The organism is Pedobacter frigiditerrae (genome assembly GCF_004331645.1).
Classification (GTDB): domain Bacteria; phylum Bacteroidota; class Bacteroidia; order Sphingobacteriales; family Sphingobacteriaceae; genus Pedobacter; species Pedobacter frigiditerrae.
Genome location: NZ_SJSK01000001.1, coordinates 736,989 through 756,110, shown reverse-complemented (window position 1 = coordinate 756,110; position 19,122 = coordinate 736,989). Strand labels below are relative to the sequence as shown.

At 34.8% G+C, this 19,122-nt stretch carries 17 protein-coding genes; 8 read left to right on the top strand and 9 right to left on the bottom strand.

Translation table 11 applies throughout. From position 1 onward, the window contains the following. Genes EZ428_RS03220 through EZ428_RS03200 form a run of 5 tightly spaced genes read right to left on the bottom strand, consistent with a single transcriptional unit; the run spans position 1 to position 4,726 of the window. Complete coding sequence (locus EZ428_RS03220; protein ID WP_131551662.1) at positions 1-555, bottom strand: phosphoglycerate mutase family protein; 555 nt, start codon at positions 553-555, stop codon at positions 1-3. 10 nt (positions 556-565) lie between these two features. After that, positions 566-1,609 carry an aminotransferase class I/II-fold pyridoxal phosphate-dependent enzyme gene (locus EZ428_RS03215; RefSeq protein ID WP_131551661.1) on the bottom strand — a complete coding sequence of 348 codons (1,044 nt, stop codon included), beginning with the start codon at positions 1,607-1,609 and terminating at the stop codon, positions 566-568. Next, a complete protein-coding gene (locus tag EZ428_RS03210) occupies positions 1,609-2,664 on the bottom strand; it encodes a glycosyl hydrolase family 18 protein (RefSeq protein WP_131551660.1) in 1,056 nt (351 codons plus the stop codon). Before EZ428_RS03210 ends, EZ428_RS03215 begins: the two co-directional genes overlap by 1 nt. A gap of 1 nt (position 2,665) precedes the next feature. Next, complete coding sequence (locus EZ428_RS03205) at positions 2,666-3,457, bottom strand: alpha/beta hydrolase (protein WP_131551659.1); 792 nt, start codon at positions 3,455-3,457, stop codon at positions 2,666-2,668. Beyond that, a complete protein-coding gene (locus EZ428_RS03200; RefSeq protein ID WP_225871013.1) occupies positions 3,458-4,726 on the bottom strand; it encodes a D-alanyl-D-alanine carboxypeptidase in 1,269 nt (422 codons plus the stop codon). A 116-nt stretch (positions 4,727-4,842) separates the two neighbouring features. On the opposite strand from EZ428_RS03200, the gene EZ428_RS03195 reads away from it, so the two are divergent. From EZ428_RS03195 to EZ428_RS03180, 4 genes are all read left to right on the top strand, one after another. After that, positions 4,843-6,096, top strand: coding sequence for an aspartyl protease family protein (locus EZ428_RS03195; protein WP_131551657.1), 1,254 nt, complete (start codon positions 4,843-4,845; stop codon positions 6,094-6,096). Between the two features lie 25 nt (positions 6,097-6,121). Then, on the top strand, positions 6,122-6,985 hold the full coding sequence (locus EZ428_RS03190; RefSeq protein ID WP_131551656.1) for a phosphodiester glycosidase family protein: 864 nt from the start codon (positions 6,122-6,124) through the stop codon (positions 6,983-6,985). Between the two features lie 36 nt (positions 6,986-7,021). After that, positions 7,022-7,975 carry a hypothetical protein gene (locus EZ428_RS03185; protein ID WP_131551655.1) on the top strand — a complete coding sequence of 318 codons (954 nt, stop codon included), beginning with the start codon at positions 7,022-7,024 and terminating at the stop codon, positions 7,973-7,975. A 96-nt stretch (positions 7,976-8,071) separates the two neighbouring features. Next, positions 8,072-8,263, top strand: a complete 192-nt coding sequence (locus EZ428_RS03180; protein WP_090993574.1) for a cold-shock protein — start codon at positions 8,072-8,074, stop codon at positions 8,261-8,263. Between the two features lie 76 nt (positions 8,264-8,339). Here the strand turns inward: EZ428_RS03180 and EZ428_RS03175 are convergent, their stop codons facing one another. Beyond that, positions 8,340-9,857: a family 16 glycosylhydrolase gene (locus tag EZ428_RS03175; protein WP_131551654.1), complete on the bottom strand. Its 1,518-nt coding sequence runs from the start codon at positions 9,855-9,857 to the stop codon at positions 8,340-8,342. Between the two features lie 152 nt (positions 9,858-10,009). On the opposite strand from EZ428_RS03175, the gene EZ428_RS03170 reads away from it, so the two are divergent. The 3 genes from EZ428_RS03170 to EZ428_RS03160 all read left to right on the top strand — a co-directional run bounded on the left by EZ428_RS03170 (position 10,010) and on the right by EZ428_RS03160 (position 14,415). Further along, entirely contained in the window at positions 10,010-13,333 is a 3,324-nt protein-coding gene (locus EZ428_RS03170; RefSeq protein ID WP_131551653.1) for a DUF4175 family protein, read from the top strand. 90 nt (positions 13,334-13,423) lie between these two features. Then, the gene (gene ybeY / locus EZ428_RS03165) at positions 13,424-13,855 is read left to right on the top strand and encodes an rRNA maturation RNase YbeY (RefSeq protein ID WP_131551652.1); all 432 of its coding nucleotides are present in this window, start codon (positions 13,424-13,426) and stop codon (positions 13,853-13,855) included. Between the two features lie 44 nt (positions 13,856-13,899). Further along, positions 13,900-14,415 (top strand): hypothetical protein, encoded by a 516-nt coding sequence (locus EZ428_RS03160; protein ID WP_131551651.1) that lies wholly within the window; start codon positions 13,900-13,902, stop codon positions 14,413-14,415. Between the two features lie 148 nt (positions 14,416-14,563). Here EZ428_RS03160 and EZ428_RS03155 read toward each other — a convergent pair whose 3' ends face one another. The 3 genes from EZ428_RS03155 to EZ428_RS03145 all read right to left on the bottom strand — a co-directional run bounded on the left by EZ428_RS03155 (position 14,564) and on the right by EZ428_RS03145 (position 18,078). Then, positions 14,564-15,229 (bottom strand): PepSY-associated TM helix domain-containing protein, encoded by a 666-nt coding sequence (locus EZ428_RS03155; protein WP_205945592.1) that lies wholly within the window; start codon positions 15,227-15,229, stop codon positions 14,564-14,566. Continuing rightward, a complete protein-coding gene (locus EZ428_RS03150) occupies positions 15,210-16,727 on the bottom strand; it encodes a DUF2271 domain-containing protein (RefSeq protein ID WP_131551650.1) in 1,518 nt (505 codons plus the stop codon). Before EZ428_RS03150 ends, EZ428_RS03155 begins: the two co-directional genes overlap by 20 nt. Positions 16,728-16,890: 163 nt before the next feature. Then, positions 16,891-18,078 carry a threonine aldolase family protein gene (locus EZ428_RS03145; RefSeq protein ID WP_131551649.1) on the bottom strand — a complete coding sequence of 396 codons (1,188 nt, stop codon included), beginning with the start codon at positions 18,076-18,078 and terminating at the stop codon, positions 16,891-16,893. 409 nt (positions 18,079-18,487) lie between these two features. Here EZ428_RS03145 and EZ428_RS03140 point away from each other — a divergent pair, with 409 nt between their 5' ends. After that, positions 18,488-19,102, top strand: coding sequence for a GIN domain-containing protein (locus tag EZ428_RS03140; RefSeq protein ID WP_131551648.1), 615 nt, complete (start codon positions 18,488-18,490; stop codon positions 19,100-19,102). Positions 19,103-19,122: the final 20 nt, after the last annotated feature.

Below are 19,122 nucleotides of genomic sequence, written 5' to 3'. Positions count from 1 at the left end.
TTATTTATTGCTTTTCATTGCTTTAGCTTCTCCACCCTCGGTATGGTGAGATGCGCCATAACGGCTCGTTTTTACTTCAACCTTTTTTCCTTTAACTGTAACTGTAAAAAGGTAATCATAGTCATCATCAGTTAAAGGCTTAACTGGTTTTTCTCCACCAAAAGCTTCAATTATTTCTAAAACAGTGTTCGAATGTCCAACAATTAAAATATTCTTGCCTTTTGCATTTTCGATTAATTGAGTTGCAAGTGCTTTTGTTTGATCTGGATTATAGGTTTTGATGGAAATCCCTATTTTATCTGCTAATGGAAATCCTGTTAACTTGGTTCTTTTATAATTCGTAGAAAAAATAGAATCAATTTTTTGTCCCTTTAGTTCTTTTGCAAGCGCTTGAGCTCTTTCGCTACCTTCTGGAGATAATTCTGGGTCTTTTTCTTTAGGGTCGCCTGTTAATTTTTCTGCGTGCCTAACCACATAAACCCTTAATGCTTTTTGTGCATTTACAGTTTGGTGGCCAACTAGCAATAAGAAGCAAATAATTATAAAGTTTTTCATATTTTCTATTCTAAAAGGATTCGATTAATTTTTTAATGTCTGATTTATCGTGCCAACTACTTAAAACAATTCTATTTACAATTGGCCCATCCTTATCTGGGTAAGAAAAGGAGGACACAAGAATGTTGTTTGTCAGCAACTTTTTGCTAATGTCTGCATTTTTAAAGAAAAACACTGGAAAATCTTCGATAAAATGCCAATCATCATTTCCTTTTAATTCGTCGCTTAAAGTAAAAATGTTATCCTTAAGCTTTATTAGTTCCCTTCTATAAATCTCATCGCCCTGCATAAATGCAAAAAGCCCCGCTGCCGATGGTGGCGAAGCACCCAAAAATTCGTTGCTTTTTTTTAACTGGCGGATAATTTTTTCTGAGCCTAAAACTATTCCTGCATCAACCCCCAAGGCTTTTGCCATAGAGGCGATTAGAACCACTTCCAGGTTTTCTTGATTATGAATAGATGACAAAGCGCTTAAGCCATGGTTATTTACACCTATTCCGTGGGAGTCGTCAACCAACAAAGTAATTTGCTTTTCCTTTGATATGTCTTTTAGAAATGAATAATCATAAATCTCAGGGTAAAGATTATTCATTGAGTTGCTAATGACAACCCATTTTGTTTTTTCACTTTGATTTATTTCATCAACTAGGCGAATTGACCAAGAAGAAAATGCGTCATTAATTTTTTGATCTACTTTTAACCACAATGCAGGGTGACTTGAAGGCGCATACCTAATTTCGCCAAAATTTGAGAGCATTTTCACAGTTAATTGAGCGGCTAAGTATCCGCTAGAAGTTATTAATGATGCCTCAGCACCAAATTTTTTAGCTGCAAAATTTTCTGCATCTCCATAAATACCAAGCTGAACATTATTGCCTCTACTTGTACCATTGTTGAGGCCGTATTTTTTTATTCCTTCAACATAAAGTTTGATAAAATCATCATTTTGTGGAATGCCCAAATAAGCTGTACCTCCAAAATAAAGATAAATTTTATCGTCAACCCGTATTTGTGGTCCTAATGGTATTGCTAAATCTTTAAACTCTTCTTGCATTAATATGTTCTTCCCAACTGATCATTTGCTGCTCGAATTAGGGATTTATCATTATTGGTGTCATGAGAGAATTCCCAAAACATAATTCCATTTGCCCTTTCTTTTGCTTTTTGGGTTTTTGCTTTAATTAATGTTATTCCATTGTAACCATATGTTTTTCCATTGACTGTAGCTACATTTAAAGTTACGTCTGCGCCAGAAGCTTCAATTTCTCTATAACCTATTGATGCTCCAGCATTATCTTTTCCGTAGAGCGGCATACCCAGTATCGCTTTTTCTTTTGGCATTGCCTTAGTGTTTAACCATACATTTAAACTTGCTTCCGTCATCTTCATAGACGCATGGTTTAATGGTTCTGTGCTATCATAACCAGGCCCATCATATTGCATGATGTTGAAGAAATCTACATATTGATAAACCTCAGTCTGTATTGCATCTTTGTTGGTAGAAGTGTATACAGCCGGCGTAATGGCGGCGCTCAAAAATTTATTAACCTTATGTAATTCTGTCGATAATTCTTTCATTAATAAGGTAAAGTCTGTGTTTGGGTTACCATTTTCTGTTCTTGGATATTCCCAATCCATATCTACTCCATCCAAATTATTGTTTTTAGCAAAGGTTACTATATTCTTTACAAGATTAGCTCGGGCTGTTTCAGATTTAGCTACGGCGGCAAAGGTTGCTTCTGTTACACCTGTTGCTATGCTAATAGAGATGCCAAATTTGACGTTATTAGCTTTTGCTTTTTGTTGCACCGCAGAAAATCTTGCTTGCTGAGGCAATGCCATTAAAGAACCATCTGCAGATGCATTTGGGCTTAGGAAAGCATAAAACAAATGAGTAATCATTTTATATTTCGCATCTGAAACCGTGTTAGGGTCTCTGTAACTTGGCATATAAGCAACAATTTTAAAGCTATTATCTGTTACATATTGCGTGGGGTTAGGTGTTGTCGTGTTTGGTGCTGGCTCTACAGGCGCAGGCGAATCGTTTTTTTTACAAGCGTTTATTGTTAAAATAATTGTTAGTGCAAACAGTAGATTTTTAAATTTCATTCTATTTCAATTGATTCTTAAAAAATTCAAATTGTTGTTTGATAGACTTTGTCCAATAAGCTTTATTATGGCCTCCTGGTTGAGAAATGTAGGTTGCGTTGAGTTTTAACTCATCACATTTTTGCTTAAGCTGGTTGTTGGAAACATAGAACATATCTGATGATCCACAATCAAAAATAAATGGTTTTTCATTTCCTTTTAGTTGATTGATGTTTTCTGTAACCGAAAATTTCTTCCATAACTCACTATCAGCTTGAGGGTTTCCCAATAAATCTCCCAACCCAAATTTACCAAATCCATCTGATAATTTTATGCCTCCGCTTGTACTTCCTGCTCCGCTAAATAAATCTGGGCGTTTTATAAACAGATATAATGCACCATGTCCTCCCATACTTAATCCGCTTATAAATACATTTTTATCATCCACTTTGTATTTGTTTTTGATATCTGGATAAAGCTCATCAAAGAAAAAAGTTTCATATTGCCAATCAGCTTTTGCAGGGCTATTGAGGTACCAACTACTAAATAAGCCATCAGGACAAACAATAACAAACCCATACTCATCTGCATATTTTTGTGCATCCATGATATTATTCCACTGCTTGTAATTGCCGCTGTAGCCATGCAACAAAAACATAACTGGGAGCTTATCAATCTTTTTATAGTTTTTTGGTTTAAAAACCCAAGTTGTATCTGCCCTTGGTAAGTTTTTACTTTGATAAACAAGTAGGTCTTGCGAATATGCCGAAAGTTGCCAAATTAAGGCTATCGTTAAAATAATTAGTCGTTTCATTTAAAAATTATCGTGAATGTATGTCATTACCCTTACCATTTCCTTCCTAACATCTGCAGTTGGAATAACAAAATTATTGTTCATAAATGAGAATATTAATACCCTACCAGACTTTGTAACCACATAGCCACTTTGGTTATGGTTATTAGAAAGGCTTCCTGTTTTACCAAATACAAATGGATTGTCTGTTTTTGGATAAGCATTTTTTAGTGTCCCTGTTTTCCCGCCAGCAGGCAGCATATTAAACAGTTTTTCTTGATTATTTACTTCGCCATAAATTAACTCCAAAAGCTTAACCATATCTCTGGGTGTAAATAAGTTTCCTCTAGACAAGCCAGAACCATCAACCCATTTAGGTTTGTCTGGCAAGGCCGATAAATAAGTATTATTAATGTAAGCTATTGTTTTAGCGGTATTTAAATCATCTCCTATTTTATTCCCATAAACCAACAAAAGCTGTTCGGCAATAAAATTATCGCTCGGAAGCATCATTTGTTTAAATACCGAATCGCTTTTAGTGTTATAAATAGTTTTTGCTGCTGATGGCATTTTCATGTTAATGATGCCGATGTATTTGTTTAAAGTGTCTGACAATAAATTAATTGCTGTTGAACTTGAAACTTTATACGGTACTTGTTGCCCGTACTTTGCTGCAATTTCTGTTTTTGGATAAACGAATCTATTGATATTAAAGTCTCTGGTTACTTTAAAAGTTTGAGTACTTGTACTATCCAATGCAAAACATGAAGCAAAAGTTTGAGGCAATATTTCCATTTTACCCTTGTTTTTTGCGCTTATCAAAACCATATTATCAAACAATGGCAATTCATTAATTTCTGCCTGATAATACTCGTTGTAATCATCCCATTGCCAACCGTTTCCATAAAAATCGCCAGTATATCTTCCGGGTGCAAAAAACAACTTTTTATTGGTTGATTTTAAAAGGCTATATGCATTTAAGCCCTTTAACTGCGTGTGCAAAAACGAAGGATCTCCTGTTCCCCAAAAAATAAGCGAATCGCCTTGTTCAATATATCTTAATGAGGGGATTGAATCTGGCATCATTTTTAACCCTGCATAAAAAGTATAAAGTTTAGTATTAGATGCTGGTGTATAATATTTATCTGCATCTTTCTGAAAAATCATTTCCTTCTTCTGCATATCATAAAGTGCAAAGCCCACTTGATATTTATCAATTATTTTAGAATTTTTAAATTCTTTGCTTACTTTATGGGCGATAATCTTATTTGTGGAACAGGACGAAAACATTATCACACAAAGAAAAATCAGATATAACTTGTGTTTTTTATTAACTAGGGAATTGTTTTCCATTTATATATCTATTATTGATAGAAATGTGCGCCCTAATTTATTAATTTAGTTTCATGAAATATTGGCAACGGGTAATAAAAATCCCTTTAATATTCAGTTTTATTGGAATCATTGCCTTTCAATTGATTTTTTCATTAAAGGGTTATTCTCAAGTCTTTACTTTTCCTGATAAACAAAAAAGATCCTTCATAAATTTTGAATTTATAAAGAATTTAATCGTAATACCTATTTACATTAACAATAAGGGGCCTTATAACTTCATTTTAGATACAGGAGCTGGTCCTTTAATCATTACTGAGCCAACATTAATAGACACTCTCGGTCTTAAAAATTTACGTTCTACAAAAATACGAGGGCTTGGCCAAGGTGAAGAGATTGATGCTTTTGTAACTGGAGAACTAAATGCTCAAATAAAAGAAGCGAGCATTAACAACATACCAACTGCCATCTTAAAAAAAGATATTTTTAATTTATCTAGTTATCTTGGTAAAAAGATTTATGGCATCATCGGCTTTTATTTCTTTAACAGCTTTGTAGTGAAGGTAAATTATACAAATCAGCGAGTTAGTTTTATTTTACCAGATGTAAAAATCAAGAAAAGAGGGGCAAAGTTCCCAATTGAGATAGAAAATAAAAAACCATACATAACTGTCGATTTACAAACACCTCAATTAAACAATGTTAAAGTAAAATTAATTGTTGATTGTGGTGCGGGGCACGCTTTATCAATGGAAGCATTAAATGGAGCACCATTTCCTCTACCTGATTCTAGCGTTGCTGCAAATTTAGGGGTAGGTTTGAGCGGACTGATTGATGGTCGCGTTGGAAGAATTCCTCTTTTAAAGCTGGGCAATTATAAATTTAAAAATATAATAACCGGCTTCCCTGCATTTGAGTCTGTTGCCGCGCAAATTGGTTATAATTCTCAAGATGGAAATCTTGGTGCTGAATTCTTAAGGCGATTTGACATGACTTATGATTATCCAAATAATGCAATTTACTTTAAGCCAAATCAGGGCTATAATTTACCTTTTGACCACGATATGTCTGGTATGGAGGTTTATACCGATCCCGATAATAATAAAAGATACTTTATAGGAAGAATAGAACCGGGCTCTTCAGCAGAAAAACATGGCTTTCTAGAACAGGATGAAATTGTTGGGATAGACTTTAAACTTGCCGAATTATACTCTTTAGAAGAAATTACAAAGTTGTTTAAATCTGATAATGGTAAAACTATAGTTGTTGAAATTATTAGAAATGATAAAAACATTATCAAACTTCTCAAGCTAAAAAGGAGAATTTAATTTTCTAAGTATATTATTAGTAAACATGAAATCAGCATTCTTTATCCTATTGTTGTTAATTAGTCAAACTACATTTGCGCAAAATACGGACTCCATAACATTGGTTAAAGCAAAATGGCAAAAGCAAAAAATTGCACCCAAAACCAAATTAATTACACATCATTTTAACCAAAAAAATCTATTCGCTGCAAATCAATATATCTCCTATATAGAAATCAAAAGGAAGGGCAATGCTCCGGTTTTTGCATTTGGTAACGAAATAAAGGAGAAGAAAACAACTTCAACATTTGGAAAAGAGCTTCATGCCTTTGCAGCCATTAACGGTACATTTTTCGACGTTGCAAATGGCGGTTCTGTCGATTTTATTAAAATGGACGGTGTGATAATTAAACAAAATGTATTAGATAAAAATGGAAATAGGGCAAGGCATCAGAAAGCTGCAATAGTTATAGACCAAGGTAAATTAAGTTTAAAAAAGTGGGATAATTCTCCAAACTGGGAAAACTCCTTAACAGAAAAAGATGTAATGCTTAGCGGCCCTTTATTAACCTTTAATTTACAAAACGAACAATTAGATACCACATCCTTTACCAAAGCCCGCCACCCCAGAACTGCCGTTGGAATTAAACCAGGTGGAAACATAATCTTGCTTACTGTAGACGGAAGGCAAGAAAACGCTGCGGGGATGAGCCTTTATGAATTAACTAGCTTAATGCGTTGGTTGGGTTGTACAAGTTCTATTAATTTAGACGGTGGTGGTTCTACAACCTTATGGGTTTCTTCATATGCTGAAAACGGAGTGGTTAATTTTCCTTCCGATAATAAAAAATGGGACCATGAAGGAGAAAGAAAAGTTGCAAATGTTATCCTTTTAAAAAAGAAACAATAATATATTTGCCGCTGTTATTTGTGAGTGTCGTTTAAAATGAAATTTAATCACCTATCTTTTTCTGTTCTAATTATAAGTTTGCTTTTTTGTTGTGCCTGTAACTCTAAATCTGAAAAATCAAATGGAGAGGAAAAATCTGAGAGTGATTTAACTTTTAGAGATGTAAATGGCATCCGCTTTTATGAAGTTAAACGTAGGTTTAAAAACGGATTGTCTTTTAACAAAGATGGTTTTCAACAAGAACCTACATGGATAATCCAATTTAAGTCTCCAGATACCATGCTTGCCTATAGTCCAGAAAAACAAGGGATGGAAGCCTTTTTCCTTCAGTTTGACCACGGACAAGTTTATAATTTTGCAAGAGAATATTTTAGGGTAAAAACCATCACTAAAGATAGCCTGATATTACAACGGCTACAGGTTGATGGTAGAGTTATAGCAGGAGATGATGATGTTCGCTCTGATGTTTATTGTACTTACTATACCCAAAATTACATAGAAAAAGTCCTTCATACTACTGTAGGTGAGTTACAAAGACCAACAAAAGCAGATACCTTATTTATTAAAGATCTTTCAAACAAGACAAACAAAGACCCATCAAATGCCAAGATAGCCTTTGCGGCAAGAGAACCTGTTGTATTTACGCCTAAAGGAGATTTTATTACAGTAGAAAAATTTAGCACACAAGATGCTACAACACATCGAACTCAGGCTTATGATTATATTTATCCCGAGTATAGAATTGAAATTAAAAAATCTTATAAAGCCTTTGCCTATCGCTTTTCTTTGGTTGTTGCTGCTAATGGAAAAATGTATGTAAACAGGGTTGATGGCGTTATGGAGGAGGATATGGCGGCTAGAAAAAGATTGTATCAAGGCATTACAGATGTTTATTTAAAAAACCTGTTAAAAATAACTCCTGGGACTACCTTAGGTATCCCACATTCAAGCGAAATTACCGTAAATCTAGTGGGCAGACTTGCGAAATAAAAGCCTGTTTCATAGTTATTTGCCAAAAAATGAGGGATTTGCATTTATTAATAATTAATTATGTACCTTGCACACTTAATTATTAAATACAATACAATGCAAGAAGGAACAGTAAAATTTTTTAATGTAACTAAAGGTTTCGGATTTATTATCCCTGCAAACGGCGATAGCGAAATTTTTGTACATTCAACAGGTCTTATCGACGAAATTCGTGAAAACGATAAAGTTGAATATGATGTTGAAAGCGGTAAAAAAGGTTTAAACGCCGTTAATGTGAAAGTAATCTAATTATTATCATATTTTACCAAAAAGCCTCCCGAATATCGGGAGGCTTTTTTGGTTTTAAGGTTTTTGGTTATCAATTTTATTTCTGATAAACCCTTACATAGTCTACCTTCATCTCGGCAGGAAAAACAGATTCATCAATTCCTTTTTTGCCTCCCCAACCACCACCAACTGCAACGTTCATTAATAAATGAAACGATTGGTCAAATGGCCATTGCTCACTTCCTTTACCACTATTTTTAAAGGTTAATGCTTTTTGGTCATCAATAAAGAAATCTATATGGTCTGCAAACCATTCTATTGCATAAAGATGATATTCTGTATAAGGATTTATAACTTTTAACCCTTTACCCACTTGCGTGTTTATTTTATGGTTAAAAGATTTAGTGTGAACAGTTGTATAAACTGTGTCTGGCTCGTAACCAACATGCTCCATTACATCAATTTCGCCACTGCTAGGCCAATTTCCATATTTCCAATCTCCAGGCAACATCCAAATGGCAGGCCAAAGACCTTTTCCTTTTGGCAGCATTGCCCTTACTTCTAATCGACCGTATTTCCAATCAAATTTCTTTCTGGTCGTTACCCTGGCAGAAGTAAATTTCATATTCTCTTTATCCGCTTTGCGAGCAATAATGCTTAAAACTCCTTTGTCTACTTTTGCATTTAAAGTATCTGCATTGGTATAAAATTGTTTTTCTTCATTTCCCCAACCAGAGCCTCCTACATCATAAGTCCAATTATTTGGGTCAGGCAATCCTTTACCATTAAACTCATCGGCCCATTTTAATTTCCAGCCTTTAGCCACCGGAGATTTTTTAATCAATTCAAAAGTTAATTCTGGCTCGTTTGTGGTAATGTAATCAAAGTTGTTAGCCAACAAATATTCTATTTCTTGAGGTAAATTTGCAGTCCATCCATTCAACGTAATCCCGAATTTCTTAAATTTAGGAATATAATCCACATTTTTTTGATACACCGAAAAATGGTAATCTACACCAGAAAAGTGGTCTGCATTCATTTTTTCAGGAGTGGCATCTCCTTTTAGGTATTGGACCTTCGCCCCTGGCATAGCTCCTATAATTTGCGTACAGATATCATATCCAAAACTGATGTACTCAACCCAAGCTTCCGCTTTCATTTTCCTTACCATTTTTAAAGCCATTGCGGTTAAAAGCGAATCTCTTTCCCTTCCTAAATTTTGAGGCTTTAATTCTAAAATAAGTTTTGTTTTTTTCTGTTTCATTCCCGCTTTTAGATAAGATTCTAAAGTTGGTATAGACTCTCCGTTCGAAAGTTTTTTAGCTAACAACTCCTTGTAAGTAGATTTACCAATGTTAATGCCCAAGAAATTTGGATCATGGTTTACCACCATTACGCTATCTTTAGATAAATGAACATCAAACTCAGACCCATGACAGCCTAATTTTACCGCTTGTTGCAAGGATGCGATAGAGTTTTCTGGTAATCCAAGCTTTTTCCATGCGCCACGATGAGCAACAACTTGATTTTTATTCCAAGTGGTTATGGTTTTTTGAGCCATCGTATTTGTAACTATCATACCGATGAACATTGTCGAAATCAATAATCTTTTCATATTTGGGTTTTGAAATGTTAAAATTAAGGTTTTGAAACAAAGTTTATATTGATTTTTTGTTAACTTATGCCTGATTATATAAAAATCATCCCTCAACCTGTTTATCGGTATTTATGACACATGATTTTTACCTTTATATTCGTTAAAAACTTATGGGCAGTAATTACGACCTTCTTATAGCTAAGATTAATGAATTTACTCGAAAGTTTTACCTCAATAAACTTTTACGTGGAAGCATTTATGCCGCAGCAAGTATTTTAGGCCTATATCTTTGTCTCTTCGTTTTGGTTTATTATACCCATCCCGGAACAGCGACAAAAACCACTTTATTCTTTTCTTTTTTACTGATTTCTTTAACAGCTATTGGGTTTTGGATTGTTAAACCCGCTTTGGCCTATTTTAAACTAAGCAAAACATTAAGTATAGAACAAGCAGCAAGTTTAATTGGGAATCACTTTTTTAATGTTAAGGATAGATTGTTAAACACCTTGCAGCTTAAAGCATTGGCTGATGATTCTCCCCAAAACAGTCAGCTAATTTTGGCGGGTATAGACCAAAAGATTGGCGATCTAAAGCCAATTCCTTTTGCAAGCGCCATTAACCTTAACGATAATAAAAAGCATATTAAATATATTTTGGTGCCATTGGCGATAATCTTGTTCATTGGAATTATTGCCCCTGCCATTTTAAAAGAAGGCACAAATAGCTTCATCCGTTACAACGAAGAAATTTTACCGAAAGCTCCTTTTGATTTTAATGTTTTAAACAAAAATTTAAGGGTTACACAGGGAGATGATTTTACCGTGAAAGTAGAATTAACAGGTAATGAATTTCCTCAAGAAGTTTATATCGAAGATGGCGCAAATACTTACAAACTAGAAAAAGAGAACATCAGCCATTTCAGTTATACTTTTAAAAACATTCAAAAGAATAAATCACTACGCTTTTTTGGTGGCGGATTTAATTCTAGTTCTTTTGTGTTAGATGTAAAACCAAAACCATCATTGCTTAACATGAGTGCTAAGCTTAATTTCCCGGCTTATCTGAATAGGAAAAGTGAAGAGTTGAGTAATGTAGGCGATCTGTTAATCCCAGAAGGGACAAAAGTTACTTGGGAATTACACACAGAAAACAGTGATGAGTTAGCATTCATATTACAAAATCAACCTTACAAATTAACCGTTGAAGATGATGTGGCTAGTTTCAGCACAACTATACGAAAAAACAGCAATTATCGCATCGTTCCAAAAAACACTTTTGTAAGCAATGCTGATTCTTTAACTCATCAAATTGCTGTAATTGCCGACCAATTTCCAAGCATTGTCGTCACAGAAACACCAGATTCCGCTAGCACAAAGGCGCTTTATTTTTCAGGAAATATTGCAGATGATTATGGTTTTTCATCATTAAAATTCAAGTTCAATATAAAAGAAGATGGCAAAAATGTAGGTAGCCAAAGTAAAATTATCTCCATTAAAAACAATCAAATTGAAAATGCCTTTTTCTACCTGTGGAATTTAAATGATATAACCGTAAAACCCGGACAAGTATTAGAATACTATTTTGAAGTAGCCGATAACGATGGTGTAAACGGCGCAAAAGTTTCTCGTTCAGAAATAAAAACTTATCAGGTTCCTACCCAGCAGCAAGTTGCCGAAAAAATGGCGGAAGGCAGTGAGGCATTGAAACAAAAAATGGAATCGACCATTAAATTGGCCAATAAAATTGAAAAAGACAGTAAAAAGCTTGCGCAAGATTTACTAGATAAAAAACAGCTAACCTTTGAAGATAAAAAGCAAGTTGAACAATTATTAGATAAACAAAAACAGTTGGAAGAAGCTGTTAAGGATATCAAAAAACAGAACGAGAAAAACACCCTAGAAAAACAAGAAAACAATACACTTAACGAAGAACTAAAAGAAAAGCAAAAACAAATTGACGATTTGTTTAACAATGTTTTAGATGAAAAGACCAAACAATTATTGCAAAAACTGCAACAATTAATGGAGCTTAACAATAAAGACATGACAAGGGAAGAGTTAGCTAAAATGCAACTAGACAATAAAACCTTAAAAAATGAATTAGACCGTATTTTAGAGCTCTACAAACAACTAGAGTTTGAGCAAAACTTGCAAAATAAAATTGATCGATTAGAAGAAATGGCTAAACAACAAAAAGAGTTAAGTCAACAATCTAAAGAAAAAAACGCCAATTTAAATGAGATAAAGAACAAGCAAGACCAGCTCAATAAAGATTTTAAAGATTTACAAAAGGAATTGGGAGAACTTGAAAAGAAAAATCAAGAGTTAGATAAGCCCAATCAGTTTGAAAACCCTAAGGAGCAAACCGAGCAAATTGAGAAAAATCAGCAAGAAAGTAAAGAGCAGCTAAATAAAAACGAGAAACAAAAAGCTTCAGAAAAACAACAACAGGCAGCTGAAAAAATGGAAAAGCTAGCTGAGAAAATGAAAGAAGATCAGCAAGAAGGCGAGGAAGAAGAAGACAAAACCAATGCCGAAGAGTTACGTCGTTTATTAGAAAATTTATTAAGCACTTCTTTTGAACAGGAAAAGGTTTTGTTGGCCTTAAGGAAAATGAACAACAATGACCCTGCCTACATTAGCAATGTTCAACAACAAAGCACCATAAAAGATAACATGAAAACCATTGCTGATAGCCTGTTTTCATTGAGTAAAAGAGTTCCTCAAATTGCAACAACTGTAAATGCAGAAGTTGATAAAATTAATTTCAACATTGGTAAAGCCTTAGATTTTTTAGGAGATAGAAGAACTCCCGAAGCCAACCGCTCACAACAATTGACAATGACTTCTTTAAACAACCTTGCTTTAATGATAAATGAAGCTTTGGAAAGCATGAGAGATGCCATGAAAAATTCAAAGCCAGGAAGTGGCAAAAAGAGCAAAAAACAAAGCATGAAACAATTGGAGCAAATGCAGCAACAATTGAATAAAAATATGCAGAATGCCCGCGAAAAAATGCAAAGGGAAGGCGGTAACATGGGAACGGTTCCAAAAGGACAAATGAGCCAAGAGTTTGCAAAAATGGCACAGCAACAGCAAATGATTAGGGAAGCTTTGCAAAAGGTAAACAAAGAAGAGAATAAAGATGGAAAAGGTTCTTTGGGCAATTTGAATCAGATTGTAGAGGACATGAAAAAAACCGAGTCTGAGCTGTGGAATAAAAAGATTACTGAAGAGACAATGGATCGTCAGAAAAACCTGCAGACCAAACTATTAGATGCAGATAAAGCACAGCGAGAGCAAGATCAAGATTCAAAAAGAGAGAGTAATGCGGCAAAAGATTTTCCTCCGTCTTATCAGCAAATGCTGGAGAAGTTTAAAAAACAACAGCAAAGTGAAAGTGAGCTCATTCAAAAACTTCCACCAAATTTGAATTATTACTACAAAAACAAAATAGCAGAATATTTTAAATTGCTAAATTCGTCCTCGAAATAATCGTCATTTCGACAGCGCGCAGCGACCAGAAAGCTGTTTATTAACTGTTTTATAGACTCATCGCTGCGCTCTGAACGACAAACATCTATTATGGCTAAAATCAATTTCTTTACTGAAGACATTTCCTATAACCTAAAGCATAAACGTTTAATTAAAGCTTGGATTGCTGCAACAATTACAGAAGAGGGTTATCAATTAGACGAACTGAACCTCATTTTATGCTCCGATGAATATTTGTTGCGTATAAACCAAGATTACCTTCAGCACGACGATTATACCGACGTGATTACTTTCGACAACTCTGAGGAGCTTAAAACGATCGTGGGCGATATTTTTATCAGCTTAGAGAGGATTAAGGAAAATGCCGTTAATTTTAAATCAACTACACTTGCTGAATTATGCAGAGTGATCATACACGGTACATTGCATTTATTGGGCTATAAAGACAAAACAAAGGCAGCAAAAACACTAATGACAGAGAAAGAAGATTATTACTTGGCGAAACTTGAAGTATTGCCTTAATTGTCCCAAAGGGATATCTTTGGCACTTTATTGTTGGTATTGCAATGAGAAATAAAAAAAGAGAAAAACAAGCCGACCAACAATTTTGGGCAACATTCTATTACATGAATGTTCCCAAACATATTCCTGGCATTCCCATGCATGTGGAACATGTTCGTTTTAGACTTTATGATCGTGTTGATGATGACCATTTAATAAGAATGGTACAAGGCATTAAATCAGTTGGGCAATTAGACTTAGACGAAACAAACATTACCAATGAGGGTATCGAAGAACTGGTAAAACTAGATTACATCACCGAACTTCGGTTAAAAGGTTGTCATGACATCACAAACGAAGCAATGCCTTTTATTTGTGCCATCAAAGGATTGGAGCTTTTACATTTAATTGGAACCTCCATTACAACTGCTGGTTTTCAGCAAATTGGAAAACTAACTTCCTTAAAAAAGCTTTTAATAAGAGCAGATAGAAACGATCCTTTATTGGAAGAAATCTACATCAATCTTCCGAAAGATTGTGAATTTATTATTGATTACAAGATTTATCCTTTTAATGAGTGATTATACAAAGGCGTCATTTCGATCGCAGCGCAGCGAGGAGAAATCTCTAATTTTATTAGCCATTGAATAAAGTTTCTGCACAAACAAAGCAAGAACATAATAGCTTTCAGATCTCTCGGTCGTTCCCCCTTCGAGATAACGAGAAAATCTAAGGCACAAAAATCGCGTAAATCAAATAACAAATTAGTAAGCCAATTATACCGGTTATAAATCCTGCAACGCGTCTCTTTTTTATGAAACACAACAAGATTAATCCACTTAAAGAAACTAGGATTAAAAATACTGCAGAAATGTCTATGATCCATCCCCAGCCAGAGCCAGAATCCCTGCCCTTATGCAAGTCGTTCATGACAGCAACAACGCCCATTTTTATTTCCGATAACTCGTACTTTCCTGTCTTGCGGTCTATAAAGGCATCAGCAGAATAAGCTGGTCCTTTTAAGGTAACACTAACTTCGGCCTCATCAATTCTAACTTCGCTTACATAGCCTTTAACGTGATGTGTTTTGCGTAAAAACTCTACTATTTCTAGTTTGGCTATTTTGTTGGTGTCTGGATTATTTACCCATTTAACATTTAAAGTGCCTTTATTTTTGATGTTAACTTGTTTGTCGCCACCCAACCATGATGGATGGTTTAATGTTAAGCCTGTAAACGAAAAAAAAAGCACAACGGCAAAACTCACCATCGAAAGGTAAATATGTAACCAACGGGATAACTTGGCTACTTCCTTTTTAGAATTAGCCGTTTTCTGTACAACTTTCTTCTTTGAAGGCGTTGCTTCTGGTGTCGAGTTATTTTTTATAGAAGTCAAAAGTTACGTTTGAGATTTCAACATTGCCTGCATTTGTTGTCTTTTTTGCAGCTTTTTTTAGTTCTAAAGGCTGACGGATAATTTCATCCGTTCCATGTTCTTTAGAGGTTTCTATCATGATGGTGTATTTTCCCTGCGGAACAAAGTCGCCTTTATCATCTTTTCCATCCCATTTTATGGTGTATTTTCCTGGATTACGTGTTGCGCCAGTTACCGAAGCATAAGTGGTTTTATCTGCAGTAAAAGTTGTTCCGTTGATACGATACCAGTTTTTAAGGTCTGGAATCCATTTGGTTTTATTGTACCATAAAGCCAAATTACGAACTGATTTTTTAGCTTCATTCTCTACCCAAATGGCAGCAAATGGACGGTGACTATTTCCTTCAATTTTATTAAACTCAAAGTTAATAGCCAACTCAAATTTTGGATCCCAAGGCTTTTCTGCTCCTTTTAAAACCGAGATTGTTTTTTCAGTTTTAACATTTTTGCTGGCATCAACATAAGCGTTCCAGCCTTTACTTTCTATTCTTTTACCATCATTGGTAATGATTAAATATTCTGCGCCATCAACAGTTGCAGCCAAAACTTTGCTCTCTTCTAAAGACAAAACGTTAAATGCAGTAGCAAGTGCACCAGCGTCTGTAGCGTTTGGCGCAATAACGGTTGCGCTAATTACACCATCAACAGGCTTGCCGGTACGTGGGTCAACAATATGTGAATACCAATTCTTGCCAATTTGCTCACCCCTGCGATAATTACCACTCGTTGCAACAGCTTTATTGCTAAGCAATAAATAAGCCAGAGGCGCATCATTTTCTGCATTTGCTAAAGGATTGGTTACATTTACGGCGTCTGTAACATCGCCTTTAATTACTAAATCGCCACCAATATTTACCACAACCGCATTTACTTTAGCTGAAGCCAAAGCCACGTCACAAGCTAAATTAATGATGTAGCTTTTTGCAAAAGTATTCATCACTAAAGGTGCTGAGCTTAAACGTGTAGCAGTTAAATTATTTTCATTAAGCACATAATGTACCTGTTTCATCGTGGCAACGGCCGATTTAATTGCTGTTGCTGTAGGTAATTGTTGTTTTTTAGCGGCATCGCTCCAAAGCTTATTTGCTACCACTGCTGATGCGTCTAAAGCGCCATTTGTACGTATTTTCCATTGCTCAAACAAGTTCAACATCTCAAACAATTCCTTTGAAACTTTAACTGGAGTATTCAGGTCTTGTTTCATCCATTTACTAAATTCACTATTGGCATCATAAGCACTAAAAATAGCCGAAAGTCTATCGATCTCTGCTAAAGCAGCTGTTTCCGCTTTTTCAGCTTCTGCTTCAGAAACACTTGTAAATTTAAATTCTAGTGATGTTCCCAACACATTTTCGTAGTGAGAAACATATAAATGTTGGTTGTTTTCCTTAACTTTTTCTGTTTTAGGTGGAGCACCAATTAACAATAAACCAGCTAGCAAAGAGGCAAATAGTTTCATTTAATAATTAAGTTTAATTCTAAATTAGGAGTAAATTTAAAACTTGGTTTCGATTTTATCCCTGTGTGACTGTTTTTTTTACCTAAAGGTTTAACCGTTTGTCGGCCTGAGCCTCCAAGACGCTCATTTAGGGATATTCACATTATTAAAATTCAATCCAAGATTAACTTTTTGCAAATGTTATTGCCTCCTTAAAAGCCTCAATAATTAACTTGTTCTCTCTTCTTAGCAAAGTTGGATTGACTTTTATCTTTACAAAACCATCTTCCCTCGGCATTCCGAAAACGATATTATGTTCTCCCCTCAACCTGGTATTTAGCTTTCCGGGGTCAATGCCTTTATCTATTGAAACATTAAATTGGTTTGTGCCATTTTCTACCTCACTAACTTTTATCCCCTTAAGCTGAGTAAAAAGACTAAATAAATCCTTGGTTTTTGTTTTAATCTTTTCCATTACTTCATCAATATCCTTAAGGTGGTGTAGAGCGATGGCAGCACTAGGCCAATTTGTAAAAACGCTGCCACCGTGTATTTTAACTAAATGATGCATTTGATCTATTAAAGCTTTGTCTCCACACAAAATGGCGCCACCTGGAGCCCCTAAATATTTATACAAACACATATAAACGGTGTCAAAGTACGAGGAATATTCTTTTACGGTTGAATTTGTAAATGCTGTTGCCATGTGCAGTCTTGCCCCATCTAAATGCATTTTAAATCCTTTTTCTTTACAATACGCCGAAATCTTTTTAATTTCTTCTAATGGAAATGCTTGATTATCGCATCTTCTTACTGGTGTTTCTATGGAAATTGCACCTACACCGCCAACAAAAACCTCTCCTACTTCATGGTAAGTAACAGACTGTTTGAGTTCTTCTAGGGTAAAATGTGCTTTGCCTTGAGCTAAGGGAATTAATCGTTTATTAAATAAAGTTTGTGCCGCATCTCCTTCATCCCTGTAAACGTGACTCGTCTCTTGCACAAATGCCTTTGTATTACCTCCGCACAAATAACTAATAGCCAATTGGTTAGCTAATGTGCCAGAAGGCATAAAAATAGCTGCTTCCTTTCCTGTCATTTCTTTAAACTTATTTAACAGCTTTTCTATATCGCCTCCTTCTGCGTAACTATCCCGTTCTATTGGTTTTGCAGCATTAATCTCTTGGAGCTTATTGATAAAGTCTTCAGGTCTATAAAAAATGCCATCATTAATAAAATAAACCGCTTCACTATCTTTTGATACTTGCTGCTTTGCTGAAGCAAATGCATTTAATGGCACCGCCGAAGCAATAAGAGGCAAGGCAGATAATGAAGAGAGCTTTAAGAAATCGCGGCGTTTATAGGCAGACATATTTGTGTTTTAAAGATTGTTACAGGATTAATAAAATTGGCTTTTTCTTTTCTGAAATCAAAACGGGAAGCTGATTTTGCTATAAAATGCTGTTTCTGATAGATTAAACCTATAACAGGGACATCTTAGGCGTCGCCCTTGCGGCTAACCCAAGTAAAGCTAGCTCTCTTTTTAACAAAAACTTGTCCCAAAGGGATTCCCTTGGAACTTTTCTAATGATTTTTTTGATGCCCGTTGGTCGAAAAATTACAGGCGTTCGTCGACAGTTACACGATGTAGGTATAATACAGCGATTTACGATGCAACCTTTTGCCCTCGACCTCGTCTTATATACGAAACCAGCCAGAAAGATGGCGGCGACAAAAAAGAAAAAACATTTATAAAACAAAGATTTTAAAAAAATAAAAATATGAAAACTTCTATCAAAACATTAATCGCATTATCATTAACAGGTTTAGTATTAACAAGTTCAGCTTTTGTTACTAAGGCAGCTGATGGTCAGAAACAAACAGTTTTAACAGATGTTAAAAAAGTAAATAAAATAAATGTCTCTGGAAATGTAGAGTTGATCTTGGTTCAAAGCGCTGATGAGAATGTGAAAGTTTACAATGATTATTACGCAAGTAATGCATTGGTTCAACAAAAAAATGGAGAGCTGCGTATCAGTTCTTTCAACAAAGAAACTTTAACAGTTATTGTTTATGTAACTAATTTAAACTCTATCACTGCATCTGAAAATGCAACTGTTAAAACTTTTGGAAAATTTAGTCTTTTGAACTTAGATGTTAACTTAAAAGATAAAGCAACAGCAAATTTGAACACGAGTACAATTAGCTTAAACGCAAATGTAACTGATGAAGCAAACTTAACATTATCTGGTACAACTGAAGAGTACAATGCGGTTTTAGGAAGTGTGGCTAAATTGAACATGAACAGTTTTGCTGCAGAAACTACAAGCATCAAATCACAAAATATTTCAATTGCTAAAATAGCTGCTCCAGTTCAATTAGCGATTGCCGAATAATAAAATTCATAATCCATCAT